Origin of the sequence: Citricoccus sp. NPDC055426 (genome assembly GCF_040677445.1) — a bacterium.
Taxonomy (GTDB): Bacteria; Actinomycetota; Actinomycetes; order Actinomycetales; family Micrococcaceae; genus Citricoccus.
The window spans coordinates 47,699-62,667 of sequence record NZ_JBFARZ010000012.1 but is presented as its reverse complement, the minus strand read 5'-3'; the positions used below and the strand labels follow the sequence as shown (position 1 = coordinate 62,667).

The window sequence follows — 14,969 nt, the reverse complement described above, 5'->3', positions numbered from 1 at the left end:
GGTGTGGCCCGGAGCCGGCCCTTTCCGCCTCCTTAGCTCAGCTGGCCAGAGCACCTGTCTTGTAAACAGGGGGTCACCGGTTCGAATCCGGTAGGGGGCTCCATGGTGATCCTGCGGTGAACTCTCCGTCCGGTGGCCCCTCCCGCCGGCAGAACCTGCTGGCCGGCGGGTCCTGCGGCGCATACTAGAAGGTGGGGGCGCGGCCTTCGCCGAGGACGACGGACCCGGTGCCCCGATGACTTCCGGAGGACCCACGTGCCCGTCACCAGCACACCCCATCCCGCCCGCACGCCGGGCGCCGAACGCCACCCCGGCCTCAGGCACCGCGCACCCGTGCGCCGGCTGCTGGCCCTGATCCTGGCCGCGGCCCTGACCCTCGTGGCCGTGCCCGCCCAGGCCGACACCGCTGGGGTGGGGGACACCACCGCCGATATCACCAGCCAGACCGACACCGCCGCCCAGGCCGACGCCGCCGCCCCCGCGGAAGCGATGGCCCCGGCCGCGGCAGCCGGCACGGACGCCTTCCGTGACGTGCCGGTGGGTTCCGCCTACTACGTCCCCGTGACCTGGATGATCCAGAACGGCATCACCACGGGCCGCTCCGGCGGCTCGCTCTTCGGGGTACGGGACAACCTCAACCGGGCGGAGGCCGCCACCTTCCTCTACCGGCTCGTGGACCCGGCCTTTACGCCGCCGGCCGATAGCCCGTTCCCGGACCTCGAGGGCCCGGGCAACTGGGACTACGCACCGATCACCTGGCTGGCCCACGAAGGCGTCATCGCAGGCTACGCGGACGACACCTTCAAGCCGCTGCGGCACATCACCCGCGGGGAGCTGGCCAAGATCCTCTACGGGGTCGCCGATCCGGGCTACGCGGCACCGCCCTCCAAGCCCTTCGACGACGTCCCCGTCGGCTCCACCTACCACCGGCACATCTCGTGGCTGAAGTCGATCGGCGCCTCCCACGGCTATGAGAACGACACCTTCCAGCCGGGCCGGCACATCAACCGCGGTGAGACAGCCCAACTGATCCGGGCGGTGGCCGGGACGATGGGCTACGACACCACCGTGGTCCCCGAGAGCTTCTCGGTGGGCGGCTCCGGCTTCGGCCACGGGGTCGGGATGAGCCAGTACGGGGCCCGGGAGATGGCCGCGCAGGGGAACTCGGCCGGTCAGATCCTGCGCCACTACTACGCGGGCGTCACCGTCTCCGACTCCACGTCGATGGCCTCCCAGAACCTCCGCGTCCACGTGCTCTCCACCGCCTCGACCACGCTGAAGGCCACCAAGCTCAACGGTGCCGACGGCTACGTGCGGGTCCGCACCCAGGGCGCGGTCCTGCCGACCACCGGCGCCGTGCGGCTGGAGGCGAACGGCGGTGACGTGGTGACCACGATGCCGGACGGGTCCCGGAAGCGGGCCGCGTCCGCGATCCTCGAGTGGCCGGGGACCCGGTTCTGGAACCACGGTTCGCCGAACGCGGCGACCCTGCGGGTGCCGAACGCCGACGGCACCACCAGGCCCCTGGACCTGCGCCACGGCAAGCTCGTCGTCACCGTGATCGACGGCCAGCTGAACATCGTCACCGAGCTGCGGATGAACGACGAGTACCTCTACGGGCTGGACGAGATGCCCTCCTCCTGGCCGGCGGCCGCCCTGCAGGCCCAGGCCATCGCGGGACGGTCCTACGCCCTGCGGTACATGGGCACCCTGAACTCCGACTGCGGCTGCCACGTCTGGGACGAGGTGCGCTCCCAGAAGTTCAGGGGCTGGGCGAAGGAGTCCGAAGGCACCAACGCGGTCTACGGGAAGCGGTGGGTGGCGGCGGTGGACGCCACCGTCACCCGCAACTCCGCCGGCACCCCGTCGCGGGCGCTGAGCATCCGGTACGGGAATCGCGTGGCCGAGGCGACCTACTCCTCCTCCAGCGCCGGACGCACCAGGGCCGCCACGGAGATGGGCTGGTCCGCCGTGCCCTACCTGGTGAGCCGGCCGGATCCCTACAGCGTGACTTCGGCCAACCCGAACCGGGCCTGGACCGTCTCGGTCACGCAGGAGAGGATGGCCGCGGCATTCGGCCTGCCGAACGTGCGCACGGTGCGGGAGACCGCCCAGAACGGCACCTCCGGGTACACGGACTGGATGACGGCCACCTCCTCGGACGGCGCCACCAAGCGGCTCACCGGCAACCAGTTCCGCAACGCGCTCGGCCTCAAGAGCTCCTTCATCACCTCCGTCACGCCCCGCTGACCCGGGCCTGCCGGTGGGATGATGGACGCCATGATGCTGTGCGCCCTGGACATGATGGTCCCCACCCACCAGTCCACCGGGCTGTGGCGCCATCCGGAGGCGGACACCGAGCAGTACCGGGACCTCGGATTCTGGACCCGGCACGCTCAGCAGCTGGAGCGGGCCGGCTTCGACGCCCTCTTCCTCGCCGACGTGGCCGGGGTCTACGACGTGTACGACGGCTCGGGCCGCACCGCCATCCGTGCCGGGATGCAGTACCCGACACTGGACCCGCTGCTGGCCGTCAGCGCGCTGGCCGCCGCGACCACCACGCTCGGCTTCGGCGTGACCGCCTCCGTCAGCTACGCGCAGCCCTACCTGCTCGCCCGCACGTTCGCGACCCTCGACCACCTCACGGCCGGGCGGATCGCCTGGAACATCGTCACCGGCTACCAGGCCTCCGCCATGGCGAACCTCGGTGCCACCGGGCAGCTGGCGCATGACACCCGCTATGACCGGGCCGACGAGTTCATGGAGGTCGCCTACCGCCTCTGGGAGGGCACCTTCGAGGACGGCGCCCTCGTGGCGGACCCCGCCTCCAACACCTACCTGGACCCGGACCGGGTGCACGACGCCGGCCACACCGGTGAGTACTTCACGGTCCCGGGCCCGTCGCTCACCTTCCCGGGCCCCCAGCGCACCCCCTTCCTCTTCCAGGCCGGCTCCTCCCCGCGGGGCCTGGACTTCGCCGCCCAGCACGCCGAGGCGCTGTTCTTCTCCGGCACGAGCCCGGAGAACGTCCGCCCGCTCACGGACGGCGTCCGGTCCCGGCTCGGGGCCAGTGGCCGGCCCGCGAGCACCCTGAAGATGATCACTTCGGTGACCGTGATCGCCGGGGCCACCGATGACGAGGCCCGGGCCCGGCTGCGGGACTACACCCGCTACGTGGACGAGGACGCCGCCCTGTCCCTGCTGGCCGGGTGGACCGGGCTGGACCTGGCCCGTTACTCCCCGGACGACGTGCTGGAACACGTTCAGATCGAGGGCAACCGCTCGGCCCTGCAGTCCTTCACGACCCTGGACCCGGACCGGGACTGGACCATCCGGGACCTGGCCGCCTTCATGGCCATCGGGGCCCGCGGGCCGGTCATCGTGGGTTCCGGGGCCACGGTCGCCGATGAGCTAGAGCGCTGGCTGCTGCAGGCCGGTGTGGACGGCTTCAACGTGGACCACGCCCTGCGCGGACCGGACCTGGCGGCCTTCGCCGAACACGTCACCCCGGAGTTGCGCCGGCGGGGGCTGATCCCGGACGCGCCCCGCGGCGGGACCCTGCGGCAGCGGTTCCTGGGCACCGACACGCTGCCGGCCGGCCACCCCGGCGCCGTCTTCCGCCGGTGACTCCGATGAGCTCGTTCCTGGACCCGCTGGCGCCCTATATCCCGCTGTTCGGCAGGGACCACCTGCTGGCCCTGGGGACGGTGGTGGCGGCACTGACCCTGTTGCTGGTGTTCCGCCGGCAGGTCCGTCAGCGCGCCGCGGTGGTGCGGTGGGCCTTCCTGCTGCTGGCCCTGGCGCAGCAGGTGGCGCTCTACTGGTACCAGGCCGTGGTGGCCGGCTGGGACTGGGGCGACTCCGCACCCCTGCACATCTCCCGCGTCACCACGCTGCTGTTGATGGCCTACCTGATCACGGGGCGCCGGGCCGTGCTGGAGGTCGGGTTCTACTTCGGGCTCTACGCCTATGCCACGTTCGTCTACCCGCAGCGGATCCAGCCGATGGACCACCTGATGGGGTGGAGCTTTTTGGTCAGCCACGCCGTGATCATCCTGGTCCCCGTGTTCGCCGGCATCGCCTACGGCTGGCGGCCCACCGTCCGTGGACTGTGGCGGGCCTACGGCTGGTTCATCGCCTACTTCGGGGTGGTGCTGGCCGTCAACGCGGCCACGGACGGCAACTACTTCTACCTCAAGTACCGGCCGTTCCTGCGCGAGCTGCCCGAGCCGCTGTACTGGCTGGCGGCCTGCGCCGCCACCCTGGCGCTGATGTGGATCGGCTACGCCGTCTCGCGGCGGTTCCCGGTCAGCCGGGGTGCTGTCTACGCCACGGAGAGTCCGGCTACCGCGCCCCGGAACCTGTCAGCCAGACCTTGAGGTCCCCGTGCTCCTCGGGGTTGTACAGCGTGCCCTCTGCGGGGGAGTAGACCGAGGGGACCCCGCGCAGGCCGAAGTCGGTGAAGTCGGACATCGCGGACTCGATCCGGCCGGCGGTGCCGTCGGCGGTGATGCACTGGCCGATCTGATCGGCGGTGCCGGCGTCCGGCGCCATCTCACCGGCCTGGGCCACGAGGGCCTCGTCATCCGGCTGGGCCGGTGCCTGCTCGAACAGCCAGGTCTGGAATCCGTGGAGCGTTCCGGTGGCGGCGTCCGAGTCCCCGAGCGCCTCCTCCATGCAGTAGTAGGAGGTGGCGGCACGGGTGGACCAGGACTCGGGATCGCCCCGGCCCAGGAAGTCCACGATCCGGTAGTCGACCTCGGCCGCACCGCCGGAGACCAGGCCGTGCACCATCCCGCCGTAGTGGTCGTGGAACGCGGCGCAGTGGGGGCAGGCGAAGTCCTCGAAGATCTGGACCTCGCGGGCGGTCGTGGCCGCGGAGTCCGCGCCGGACCCGGACCCGGAGGAGCGGATGGCCTCCGCGCAGCCGGTCAGCGTCAGGGTGGCCACGGCGGCCAGGGTCAGGCAGGCTCCCAGGCGGGAGGGATCGGTGCGCATGGCCACCATCCTAGGGCGGGGCCGGGCCGGGCCCCGATTTTTCCGTTCGGCGACTGTTCTGCTAGGCTTTCATAGCTGTGGGGCCCTGCATCGGCAGGGATGCCCGGCACCGACGGATCTTTAGCTCAGTTGGTTAGAGCGTTCGCTTCACACGCGAGAGGTCGCTGGTTCGAGTCCAGTAAGATCCACACTTCCATGACCTGAGGGGCCCGCTCTGGGCCCTTCAGCGGTTAACGCACCAGTACAGTGATCGAGGGCACCTGACCGTGCCGTGACCTGCGTTGAAGGGAGCTGCGGTGGAGGAGAACCCCGACACCCGGCGGGCGCGTCGCCACGCCCAGGAGCCGCCGGTCGAGCTGACGGAGATCCCCATCATCAGATCCTCCCGGGCGGCCTCGGCACCGGTGGCCGGGGATCCTGAAGTCGGGGAGCCTGCAGCCGGGAAGCCGGAGATCCGTGAGTCGCCTGGGCCCGAGCCGGAGAGCGCCGTCCAGGCCTCGACCTCGGCCATCGACTTCCCGCTGGGTCCGGCCGCCGGACGGGCCGAGCCGGTCCGCACGGATTCCGGGACCACCGTGGTGGGTGGGCCGGACGCGCCCGGTGGGGACGCCGCCGTCGTGCCCCAGGGCACGGAGCCGGCGGCCGAGGTGCCGCTGACCGATACGCCGCTGACGGAGCCACCGGCCTCCGACCCCGTGCCGCAGTCCGTGCTGTCCCCTGCCGGGCCGGTCACGGGGGAGACCCCCGCCACGGCGCCGGTCGGCACGCTGGGTGTGCCGGCGGCCAAGAAGCCGCCCAAGGGTCGCCTGCGCTTCTCGGGCGGATCCGCGTTCAAGCGGATGATGTACTCCGAGCCGCTGCCCACCCAGACGCTCTCGATCGTCAACCGGATCGCGGACAGCCCGTACGCGAACCCGTATCTGCGCACCACCCGCAACGCGGATGCCGACGCCCGCACCACCCTGGACTTCGCGCTGAAGCTGGGGGAGACCATGTTCCGTTTCGGGGCCGGCGCCCTCGAGGTCGAGACCTCGATCATCGTGGTCACGCAGGCCTTCGGCGTGCACGAGACCGAGGTGGACATCACCAACCAGTCCATCGCCCTGAACTACGCCCCCAGCGGCAAGACCCCGTACTCGCTGCACCGGGTGGTGCGGTCCTGGTCCCAGAACTACGCCGGCCTGGCCCTGCTCCACCAGCTGGTCTCCGGCGTCTCCTCGGGGGAGATGGACCGTGACTCCGCCCAGCAGCGGCTGGCGGACATCCGGCACAAGCCCAAGCCGTTCGCCCCGTGGCTGACCATCCTCGCCTCCGGGATCTTCGCCGCGGCGTTCACGGCCTATATCGGCGCCGGGCTGATCGGGGCCGGGGTCGCCCTGCTGTCCACCATGCTGCTGATCGGGACCGTGAACCTGATGGGCAAGGCCCGGATCCCGGAGTTCTTCTCCATCATGGTCGGCGGATTCATCGCCACCGTGATCGCGCTGACGCTGTACACGCTGCACGTGCCCCTGGCACCCTCCCTCGTGGTGGCCGGCGGGATCATGCTGCTGCTGCCCTCCGGCCGCTTCGTCTCCGCCATGCAGGACGCCATCAACGGCTTCCCCGTCTCGGCGGCCGGCCGCTTCGTCTCCGCCGTGCTGGTCTTCGCCGGGCTGATGGCCGGCATCATCGCGGCCGTGGTGTTCTCCTCCATCCTCGGGGTGCCGGAGCTGGACCTGGCCGATGAGGCGGTGTCCAGCCACCCGATCTGGCTGCTGGGGATCCTGGTGGTCGTGGCCACCGCGGCGGACGGGATCTTCGACCAGTCCGCCTGGCGGCTGCTGATCCCCACCGCCCTGGTCTCCCTGGTCGGCTTCCTCGTCTTCGTGGGCGCCGAGGCCCTCGGCACCGGGCCCCGCCTGACCCCCGGGATCGCCGCCGTGGCGATCGGTGCCCTGGGCCGCTACGTGGCCCTGCGCATGGGCGCCCCGCAGCTCGTGGTCGCTGTGCCCGGCATCCTCTTCCTGCTGCCCGGGCTGAAGATCTTCCGGTCCATGTACAACATCGCCATGAACAGCGGCGCCATGCAGGAGGGACTGGTCGGGCTGTTCGACGCCTCGGCCGTCATCATGGCGATCGCCGCCGGCGTGGTCCTGGGCGACACCATCGCCAGGCCCCTGACCCGGGCGCTGCAGGCCAACGAGCGCCGGCGGATCGGACGCCGCTGACGCCCGTCTCAGTCCAGGCGCCAGTCCACCGGTGCCGCGCCGGCCTGCGCCAGCAGCTCGTTGGCGCGGCTGAACGGCCGCGAGCCGAAGAACCCCCGGTACGCGGACAGCGGCGAGGGGTGCGGTGACTCGATCAGGCCCACCCGGCCGGCGCCGTGGGCCCGGAGCACCGGGGCCATCTTCCGCGCCTCGGCGCCCCAGAGGATCGCCACCAGCGGGGGGCCCTGCGCGGCGCGCGCGGCCAGCGCCGCCACGGCGGCCTCGGTGATGGCCTCCCACCCCAGGTTCCGGTGGCTGCCCGCCTGACCCGCGCCCACGGTCAGCACCCGGTTGAGCAGCAGCACGCCCTGCTCCGTCCACGCCGAGAGGTCCCCGTGGGACGCCGGCGCCTGGCCGAGGTCCGTGGACAGCTCGCGGTAGATGTTCGCCAGGGAACGCGGCAGCGGGGCCACGTGACGGTCCACGGCGAAGCTCAGGCCGATCGGGTGGCCCGGCGTGGGATACGGGTCCTGCCCCAGGATCAGCACCCGCACCGCCTCGAAGGGCTGCCGGAAGGCCCGCAGGATGTCCTCCGGCGCCGGCAGCACCTGCTCGCCGCCCGCGCGCCGTGCCGTGATGGACTGCCCGACGGCGGCCAGGGCCTCGCGCTGCGGGGCCAGGGCGCGCTCCCAGCCGGGATCCAGGGGTGCGATCAGGTCGGTGTCCACGGCGGCAGACTACCCGGCCGGATCGGGGCGGGCGAACGCCGGGCGAACGCCGGGCGAATGCCGAGCGAGCGCCGGGCGAATGACACCGTTGTAGTTCCGGCCGGTAGACTGTGCAGGAGCAATCGCGTTGGAAGGACCACCCCATGTCAGCACAGCACGCCGCCGAGGCGGACGGACCGCAGAGCCCGTCCGAGGAGGCCGCACAGGCCGCCCAGCCCGCAGCGGCCGGACTGTCCGAGCGGGACCGGGACATCCTGGACTTCGAGAACCAGTGGTGGAAGTACGGTGGCGCCAAGGACCAGGCCATCCGGGACCGGTTCTCCCTCTCCGCGACCACGTACTACCAGGTGCTCAACGGGCTGCTGGACCGCGAGGAGGCCCTCGCGCACCAGCCCATGCTGGTCAAGCGGCTGCGTAGACTACGGACCACCCGCCACCGTGCGCGCAGCGCCCGCCGGCAGGAAGCCTGAGCACCGCGACCGCGACCGCGACCGAGACGAGTCCATGCCCATGACCCAGTATCCGCATGATCGCTTCGACGACGTGCCCGCCTACACCGACCGCAAGGGTGCCCACCGTGCGGCCCCGCCCGTGGCCTCCGGACCCTCGGGGCTCGTGGGGGTCTCCGTGGCGGCGGCCCTGGCCCTGGTGGTCGGCGCCTTCTGCTTCCTGATCCTGCCCTCCCTGCTGCCCTCCGGCGCCACCGTGGGGTCCTCCGCCAGCGCCTCGGCCTCGCCCGAAACCGCTGAGCCGACGGAACCCGCAGCGTCCGAGCCGGCTCCGTCCGCCTCGGAGACGCGCAGCCCGTCCGCGACGCCCAGCCCCTCGGAGACGCCCAGCGCCTCCGAGTCGGACGCCGCCTCCGAGTCCCCGGAGCCGAGCCCCTCGGAGTCGGAGACGGCGGCGGCGGACACGGGCGACGCCTCCGCGCCGGTGGAGGTCTACAACGCCTCCTCGATCGGCGGGCTGGCCGGTCGGGTCTCCGGCGCGCTGTCCTCGTCCGGATTCTCCGTGGCGGGCACCGGCAACTGGCAGGGCTTCCCCGTGCAGTCCTCCGCCGTGTACTACTCCCAGAACGAGACCACCGCGCAGGCCGTGGCCGCAGAACTGGGGCTGCCGCTGGTCCAGGACGCCCGCATCCCGGGCATCGCGGTGGTGCTGAACGCGGACTACTCCGGCTGAACCGACGATTCGGCCACACGCTGAACGGATGTCTGCAGGTGGAGACCGTTTGCACTCGGAGGGTGCGAGTGCTAAATATGGACTTAGCACTCCGAGGTTGTGACTGCCAAGCCCGCAGGCATGCGGGTGGTCGTGGCCGTCGGGGTAGACCTGAACGTGGTGAGGCCCTTCGCCGGGCCGTCCGTCGCGGGCACTGCACAGGTCAGTTGATCACTGCCAAGCAACGCCAAGGTCCAGAAAGGACAGTGCACACATGGCCAAGACCATTGCATTCGACGAAGAGGCCCGCCGCGGCCTGGAGCGGGGCCTGAACACCCTCGCCGACGCCGTGAAGGTCACCCTCGGCCCCCGCGGCCGCAACGTGGTGCTGGAGAAGAAGTGGGGCGCCCCCACCATCACCAACGACGGTGTCTCCATCGCCAAGGAGATCGAGCTCGAGGATCCGTACGAGAAGATCGGCGCCGAGCTCGTCAAGGAGGTCGCCAAGAAGACCGACGACGTCGCCGGTGACGGCACCACCACCGCCACCGTGCTGGCCCAGGCCCTCGTCAAGGAAGGCCTGCGCAACGTGGCCGCCGGTGCGGACCCGCTGTCCCTGAAGCGCGGCATCGAGAAGGCCGTCGCCGCCGTCATCGAGGAGCTCGTGGCCTCGGCCAAGCCGATCGAGACCAAGGAGCAGATCGCGGCCACCGCGTCCATCTCCGCCGCCGACAACCAGATCGGTTCCCTCATCGCCGAGGCCCTGGACAAGGTCGGCAAGGAGGGCGTCGTCACCGTCGAGGAGTCCCAGACCTTCGGCCTGGAGCTCGAGCTGACCGAGGGCATGCGCTTCGACAAGGGCTACCTCTCCGGTTACTTCGTGACCGACGCCGAGCGTCAGGAGACGGTGCTGGAGGATCCCTACATCCTCATCGTCAACTCCAAGATCTCCTCCGTGAAGGACATGGTCTCCCTCCTGGAGAAGATCATGCAGTCCGGCAAGTCCCTGCTGATCATCGCCGAGGACGTCGAGGGCGAGGCCCTGGCCACCCTCGTGGTCAACAAGCTCAAGGGCACCTTCAAGTCCGTGGCCGTCAAGGCCCCGGGCTTCGGTGACCGCCGCAAGGCCATGCTCGCTGACATCGCCATCCTCACCGGTGGCCAGGTCATCTCCGAGGAGGTCGGCCTCTCCCTGGAGAACGCCGGTCTGGAGACCTTGGGCACCGCCCGCAAGGTCGTCATCACCAAGGACGAGACCACCATCGTCGAGGGTGCCGGCGATGCCGAGCAGATCGCCGGCCGCGTGGCCCAGATCCGCGCCGAGATGGAGAACACCGACTCGGACTACGACCGCGAGAAGCTGCAGGAGCGCCTGGCCAAGCTGGCCGGCGGCGTGGCCGTCATCAAGGCCGGTGCCGCCACCGAGGTGGAGCTCAAGGAGCGCAAGCACCGCATCGAGGACGCCGTGCGCAACGCCAAGGCGGCCGTGGAGGAGGGCATCGTCGCCGGCGGCGGCGTGGCCCTGACCCAGGCCGGTGCCAAGGCCTTCGGCAAGCTCTCCCTGGAGGGTGACGAGGCCACCGGTGCCAACATCGTCAAGGTGGCCATCGAGGCGCCGATGAAGCAGATCGCGTTCAACGCCGGCATGGAGCCGGGCGTCGTGGCCGCCAAGGTCCGCTCCCTGCCCGACGGCCAGGGCCTCAACGCCGCCACCGGCGAGTACGAGGACCTGCTGGCCGCCGGCGTCAACGACCCGGTCAAGGTGACCCGCTCTGCACTGCAGAACGCCGCCTCGATCGCCGGGTTGTTCCTCACCACCGAGGCCGTCGTGGCCGACAAGCCCGAGCCGGCTGCGGCCATGCCGGGTGGCGACGACATGGGCGGCATGGGTGGCATGGGCGGCATGATGTGATCCTCTGGATCCACTGAGCGCCCCGCTCACACGGAAGGCCCGGTCCCCTGAAGGGGGCCGGGCCTTCCGGCATTAACCCGTCCGGCGATGGCGTTTTGAGGGCGATCCCACCGGTGGGATCGCCCTCACAGTGGGTTATCGGTTCCAGTGCGGGGAGGTCGGGTGGAGCTCGGCGGTCAGGTTCCGCCGGGCGGGGCGCTCCCACAGCCGGGCCCCGGTGGCGGTCCGGTACAGCGGGCGCAGATCCAGCAGGGACTGCACGACGGCGGCCCGGCCAGCCGCGAAGTCGGCGTCCGGCAGGTGCGCGAAGTCCGCCCGGACGGCGGCGAGGTAGCGGGCGTAGTCGCCGCGGGCGCGGCCCAGGACCTCGAGGTCGGCGTCCGAGAGGACGGCGGCGGCGCGGTCGGCCGGGTCCGGATCGTGGGTGGCGGTCATCCGCACCAGCCGGGCCGTCTGCTCGATCTCCGCGTCCGGCACCCCGAGCCCGTCCAGGGTGGACTCGGCCAGGACGGCGGAGTCCTCCTCGTCCTGGCCCGCCGGCCGTTGCGGATCCCCGCGGTAGACGGCGTCATGGAACCATGCGGCCAGCTTCACGCTGCGGGTCCACCGGCCGCAGTCCTCACCCTGGCGCACGAGCACGTCCACGGACTTGAGCACGGCCAGCAGGTGGGACCGGTCGTGGTAGTGGCGGTGCGGCTCGGACCACCGGGCCAGCAGGTCTGCGACCACGGGCTCCCGCTCCAGCGGGGAGGTGCCGGGGAAGAGCCGGTTGAAACGCTGGATCAGGATCTTGTCCAGCTTGCCGGGGCGCTGGGCGGCAGGGATCCTCAGCCCCGAGGCCGCCAATCGGCGGACCAACTCGGCCCCGCTGACCTCCTCGGCGCCGAGCGCCACGAGCTCGCGGTAGCGCTCCACCGGGACGTCGTAGTGGTCTCCGTCGAAGGCCCGCCGGGAGATCCCGGCGGCCGCGGCGAAAGCGTGCAACTCCTCGAGGGAGGTCTCCGAGACCAGGTGCGAGAACACGGTGCCGTGGGCCGGCCACCGCGCCGGATCGATCAGGACCGTCATGGCCCCAGACTAGCGACCCGATCACATCTGCAGGTCGATGGATGACCTGGCATGGCGGTTCCGGCCCGATCCGCGTCATCCATCGACCTCGAGTTGCAGGGGTCAGCCGCGGAACATCGAGGCGTTGGCCGTCTCGGCCTCCAGGTACTGCTGTGCCGCGTGGGTCATGGCGCCGCGGATGGACACGAGCGACTCCTCCACGCGGGCCTGGGTGGCCCGCCACTCCGTGAGGACGGTCTGGAAGTTGTTGGCGGCCTGGCCGCGCCAGGTGTCCTGCAGCTGGCGGAGGTTGGCCTCCATGGCGTTCACCTCGGTCTGCAGGCGGCCGATGGAGGACTCCACGGCCTGGCTCTTGGCCATGAGGTCTTCGGTGTCGATCTGGACGAGTGCCATGTTCTCTCCTGAGGGGCGTGGGGGTGCCGGTGGTCCCCGGCTGATCCCACGCTAGGCCGCTGACCGGAGCCCCACCGGGTCGGGGTTACCCCTCTGGGGAGGACGCGCCCGTGCCGGGCGGCTGTGGAGGACGTGGCGGAATGACCAGGGGCCCGGTCGAGGTGTCCTCCGCCTCGGCGCCGGCACCGGCGTCAGTGTCTGTGTCTGTGTCTGTGTCAGTATCCGTCTCGTTCTCGTCCTCCTCGGCCGCCTGCTCCACCCACGGCAGCCGCACGGACATGGTGGCCCCGCCCCCGGGCGTCTGGTCCAGACGCACGGTGCCGTCGTGCTGGGCCACGATCGCGGCCACGATAGCCAGCCCCAGCCCCGTCCCGCCGGTCTCGCGCTGGCGGGAGGAATCGGCCCGGTAGAAGCGCTCGAAGACGCGGTTGGCGTCCTCCTCGTCGATGCCCGGCCCGTGGTCCCGGATCTCGATGACCGAGTCCCGGGAGCCGTGGACCTGCCGGCCGTCTGCATGGACGGATCCGGGCAGCACATCCACCGTGCCCACGGCGACCTCCAGCGGTGCGCCCTCCGGGGTGTACCGCAGGGCGTTGGTGACCAGGTTGGCGATCACCTGCCGGATCTTGCCCTCGTCCCCGACCGTGGGCGCGGACCCGGCCCGGCCGCCGTCGAGCCCCTCGAGCCGGACCTCGCGGTCCGGGGCGTTCACGCGTGCGTCCAGCACCGCGTCGTGGGCCAGCATCATGAGGTCCACGGGCCGGTGCTCCAGCGGGCGCTGCTCGTCCAGCCGGGCGAGGGTCAGCAGGTCCTCCACGAGCTGGCCCATGCGCTTGGCCTCGCCCTCGATCCGGCCCATGGCGGCGCCGACGTCCTCCGGGTCGGAGATCCCGCCGTGGCGGTAGAGCTCGGAGAACCCGCGGATGGTGACCAGGGGGGTGCGCAGCTCGTGGGAGGCGTCCTGGATGAACCGGCGCATCTTCTCCTCGGACTGCTCCTTGGAACGGAACGCGATCTCGATGTGCGCCAGCATGGCGTTCAGCGACCGGGAGAGCCGCCCGACCTCGGTGTCCGGGGGACCGATCTCCACGCGCCGGGACAGGTCCCCGGCCGCGATCTGCGCCGCGGTGCGCTCCACCCGCAGCAGCGGCTTGAAGGCCCGCGTGGTCACGCCGTAGGCGATGACGGAGGCGCCGGCCGTGGCCAGCAGCCCGATGGTGGCCACGAGCGAGGTCACCCGGTCCACGGAGTCGTGGACGGGGTCCAGGGGCAGGGCGATCGCCAGGGAACCCTCGCCGGACTCGAGCCGGTACATCTGGACCCGCCAACCGCGCGATGACTCCAGTGTGCCGGGGACCTCGAAGGCGCGGTTGTTGCGCGCCACGACCTCCGCGGCATCCAGGGAGGGCACCCTCGGCTGGTCCACGTTGGCCCCCGTGAAGGAGGAGTTCGCCGTGGTCTCGCCCTCGTTGTCCTGCAACTCCCCGTAGAACCGCAGGATGGACTGCGGCGAGGAGAAGAAGTCGACGTTCGTGCCCAGGCTCGTCAGGTACCGGGAGACGTTGTTGCGGTTGGCGAGCAGGTCCTCATCCATCTGCCGCACCAGCTCCTGGCGGAACAGGGAGGCGGTGAGGGCGGCGGTGATGATCACGGCCAACAGCATCAGGCCGGTGGTCATCACCACCAGCTGAGTCCGCAGGGAGGAGGTCTTCCACAGGCGCTCGAGCTCACGGAAGGGCTGGAAGCGCCCGTGGTGGTTCGCGGAGGCAGTCATACGCAGACCAACATACGGTCTTCGGCCCCGGGTGCGTCAGCGCTTGTCCGCTGACCGCAACAGGTAACCGACTCCTCGCTTGGTCTGGATCATGTCCGGCAGGTCCGGCCGGTCGATCTTCCGGCGCAGGTAGGAGATGTAGGACTCCACGATCGAGGCGTCACCGTTGAAGTCGTACTCCCAGACGTGGTCCAGGATCTGCGACTTGGACAGCACCCGGTTGGGGTTCATCATGAGGTAGCGCAGCAGCTTGAACTCGGTGGGGGAGAGCTCCACCACCTCGCCGGCGCGGCGGACCTCGTGGGCGTCGTCATCCAGCTCGAGGTCGTCCACCCGCAGGATGGCCTCGTCCCCCTCGGCCGGGGCGGTGCGGCGCAGCACGGCGCGGATGCGGGCCACCACCTCGTCCAGGGAGAAGGGCTTCGTGACGTAGTCGTCCCCACCGACGGTCAGGCCCGTGACCTTGTCATCCGTGTCATCCCGGGCGGTGAGGAACAGCACGGGGAAGTGGCGGCCGGCGGCCCGCAGCTTGCGGGTCACGGTGAAGCCGTCCATGTCCGGGAGCATGACGTCCAGCACGGCGAGGTCAGGCTGGTCCTTCTCGACGGCGGCCAGCGCATCGCGGCCGTTGGCGGCGGCCACCACCTCGAAACCCGCGAACCGCAGGGAGGTGGACAGCAACTCGCGGATGTTCGGCTCATCGTCGACGACCAGCAGCTTGGCTTCGGGTTCCTTGGACTTCATGG

At 71.0% G+C, this 14,969-nt stretch carries 13 protein-coding genes and 2 tRNA genes; 9 read left to right on the top strand and 6 right to left on the bottom strand.

Annotation, left to right across the window (positions count from 1 at the left end; translation table 11 throughout):
- The first annotated feature begins 26 nt into the window (after positions 1 to 26).
- From AB0K08_RS14720 to AB0K08_RS14705, 4 genes are all read left to right on the top strand, one after another.
- A tRNA-Thr gene (locus AB0K08_RS14720) sits at positions 27 to 103 on the top strand.
- Positions 104 to 255: 152 nt separating this feature from the next.
- The gene (locus AB0K08_RS14715; RefSeq protein WP_363355743.1) at positions 256 to 2,250 is read left to right on the top strand and encodes a SpoIID/LytB domain-containing protein; all 1,995 of its coding nucleotides are present in this window, start codon (positions 256 to 258) and stop codon (positions 2,248 to 2,250) included.
- A gap of 30 nt (positions 2,251 to 2,280) precedes the next feature.
- Positions 2,281 to 3,627 carry an NtaA/DmoA family FMN-dependent monooxygenase gene (locus AB0K08_RS14710; RefSeq protein ID WP_363355741.1) on the top strand — a complete coding sequence of 449 codons (1,347 nt, stop codon included), beginning with the start codon at positions 2,281 to 2,283 and terminating at the stop codon, positions 3,625 to 3,627.
- A gap of 5 nt (positions 3,628 to 3,632) precedes the next feature.
- Entirely contained in the window at positions 3,633 to 4,379 is a 747-nt protein-coding gene (locus AB0K08_RS14705) for a TIGR02206 family membrane protein (RefSeq protein ID WP_363355739.1), read from the top strand.
- Here AB0K08_RS14705 and AB0K08_RS14700 read toward each other — a convergent pair.
- Positions 4,345 to 4,998 carry a thioredoxin domain-containing protein gene (locus tag AB0K08_RS14700; protein ID WP_363355737.1) on the bottom strand — a complete coding sequence of 218 codons (654 nt, stop codon included), beginning with the start codon at positions 4,996 to 4,998 and terminating at the stop codon, positions 4,345 to 4,347. The two genes, AB0K08_RS14705 and AB0K08_RS14700, sit on opposite strands and share 35 nt — an antisense overlap.
- A gap of 114 nt (positions 4,999 to 5,112) precedes the next feature.
- On the opposite strand from AB0K08_RS14700, the gene AB0K08_RS14695 reads away from it, so the two are divergent.
- A tRNA-Val gene (locus AB0K08_RS14695) sits at positions 5,113 to 5,186 on the top strand.
- A 108-nt stretch (positions 5,187 to 5,294) separates the two neighbouring features.
- Positions 5,295 to 7,208, top strand: coding sequence for a threonine/serine exporter family protein (locus AB0K08_RS14690; RefSeq protein WP_363355735.1), 1,914 nt, complete (start codon positions 5,295 to 5,297; stop codon positions 7,206 to 7,208).
- Positions 7,209 to 7,216: 8 nt separating this feature from the next.
- Here the strand turns inward: AB0K08_RS14690 and AB0K08_RS14685 are convergent, their stop codons facing one another.
- Complete coding sequence (locus AB0K08_RS14685; protein WP_363355733.1) at positions 7,217 to 7,915, bottom strand: uracil-DNA glycosylase; 699 nt, start codon at positions 7,913 to 7,915, stop codon at positions 7,217 to 7,219.
- 143 nt (positions 7,916 to 8,058) lie between these two features.
- Here AB0K08_RS14685 and AB0K08_RS14680 point away from each other — a divergent pair, with 143 nt between their 5' ends.
- From AB0K08_RS14680 to groL, 3 genes are all read left to right on the top strand, one after another.
- Positions 8,059 to 8,385 (top strand): DUF3263 domain-containing protein, encoded by a 327-nt coding sequence (locus AB0K08_RS14680; protein WP_363355732.1) that lies wholly within the window; start codon positions 8,059 to 8,061, stop codon positions 8,383 to 8,385.
- A 34-nt stretch (positions 8,386 to 8,419) separates the two neighbouring features.
- Complete coding sequence (locus AB0K08_RS14675) at positions 8,420 to 9,097, top strand: LytR C-terminal domain-containing protein (RefSeq protein WP_363355730.1); 678 nt, start codon at positions 8,420 to 8,422, stop codon at positions 9,095 to 9,097.
- A gap of 253 nt (positions 9,098 to 9,350) precedes the next feature.
- Entirely contained in the window at positions 9,351 to 10,988 is a 1,638-nt protein-coding gene (gene groL, locus AB0K08_RS14670; protein WP_363355728.1) for a chaperonin GroEL, read from the top strand.
- Positions 10,989 to 11,123: 135 nt separating this feature from the next.
- On the opposite strand, the gene AB0K08_RS14665 is transcribed toward groL, so the two are convergent.
- From AB0K08_RS14665 to AB0K08_RS14650, 4 genes are all read right to left on the bottom strand, one after another.
- Entirely contained in the window at positions 11,124 to 12,056 is a 933-nt protein-coding gene (locus tag AB0K08_RS14665; protein ID WP_363355726.1) for a DUF4031 domain-containing protein, read from the bottom strand.
- 102 nt (positions 12,057 to 12,158) lie between these two features.
- On the bottom strand, positions 12,159 to 12,449 hold the full coding sequence (locus AB0K08_RS14660; protein WP_363355724.1) for a WXG100 family type VII secretion target: 291 nt from the start codon (positions 12,447 to 12,449) through the stop codon (positions 12,159 to 12,161).
- Positions 12,450 to 12,534: 85 nt separating this feature from the next.
- Positions 12,535 to 14,223: a HAMP domain-containing sensor histidine kinase gene (locus AB0K08_RS14655; RefSeq protein WP_363355722.1), complete on the bottom strand. Its 1,689-nt coding sequence runs from the start codon at positions 14,221 to 14,223 to the stop codon at positions 12,535 to 12,537.
- Positions 14,224 to 14,259: 36 nt separating this feature from the next.
- The gene (locus tag AB0K08_RS14650) at positions 14,260 to 14,967 is read right to left on the bottom strand and encodes a response regulator transcription factor (protein ID WP_363355720.1); all 708 of its coding nucleotides are present in this window, start codon (positions 14,965 to 14,967) and stop codon (positions 14,260 to 14,262) included.
- Positions 14,968 to 14,969 lie beyond the last annotated feature (2 nt).

What these genes read in the sequence shown, in the direction of transcription:
- groL (WP_363355728.1), top strand. Translation starts at nt 9,351, where the DNA reads ATGGCCAAGACCATTGCATTCGACGAAGAGGCCCGCCGCGGCCTGGAG.
- AB0K08_RS14660 (WP_363355724.1), bottom strand. Translation starts at nt 12,449, where the DNA reads ATGGCACTCGTCCAGATCGACACCGAAGACCTCATGGCCAAGAGCCAG.
- AB0K08_RS14710 (WP_363355741.1), top strand. Translation starts at nt 2,281, where the DNA reads ATGATGCTGTGCGCCCTGGACATGATGGTCCCCACCCACCAGTCCACC.
- AB0K08_RS14705 (WP_363355739.1), top strand. Translation starts at nt 3,633, where the DNA reads ATGAGCTCGTTCCTGGACCCGCTGGCGCCCTATATCCCGCTGTTCGGC.
- AB0K08_RS14680 (WP_363355732.1), top strand. Translation starts at nt 8,059, where the DNA reads ATGTCAGCACAGCACGCCGCCGAGGCGGACGGACCGCAGAGCCCGTCC.
- AB0K08_RS14665 (WP_363355726.1), bottom strand. Translation starts at nt 12,056, where the DNA reads ATGACGGTCCTGATCGATCCGGCGCGGTGGCCGGCCCACGGCACCGTG.
- AB0K08_RS14655 (WP_363355722.1), bottom strand. Translation starts at nt 14,223, where the DNA reads ATGACTGCCTCCGCGAACCACCACGGGCGCTTCCAGCCCTTCCGTGAG.
- AB0K08_RS14675 (WP_363355730.1), top strand. Translation starts at nt 8,420, where the DNA reads ATGCCCATGACCCAGTATCCGCATGATCGCTTCGACGACGTGCCCGCC.
- AB0K08_RS14650 (WP_363355720.1), bottom strand. Translation starts at nt 14,967, where the DNA reads ATGAAGTCCAAGGAACCCGAAGCCAAGCTGCTGGTCGTCGACGATGAG.
- AB0K08_RS14700 (WP_363355737.1), bottom strand. Translation starts at nt 4,998, where the DNA reads ATGCGCACCGATCCCTCCCGCCTGGGAGCCTGCCTGACCCTGGCCGCC.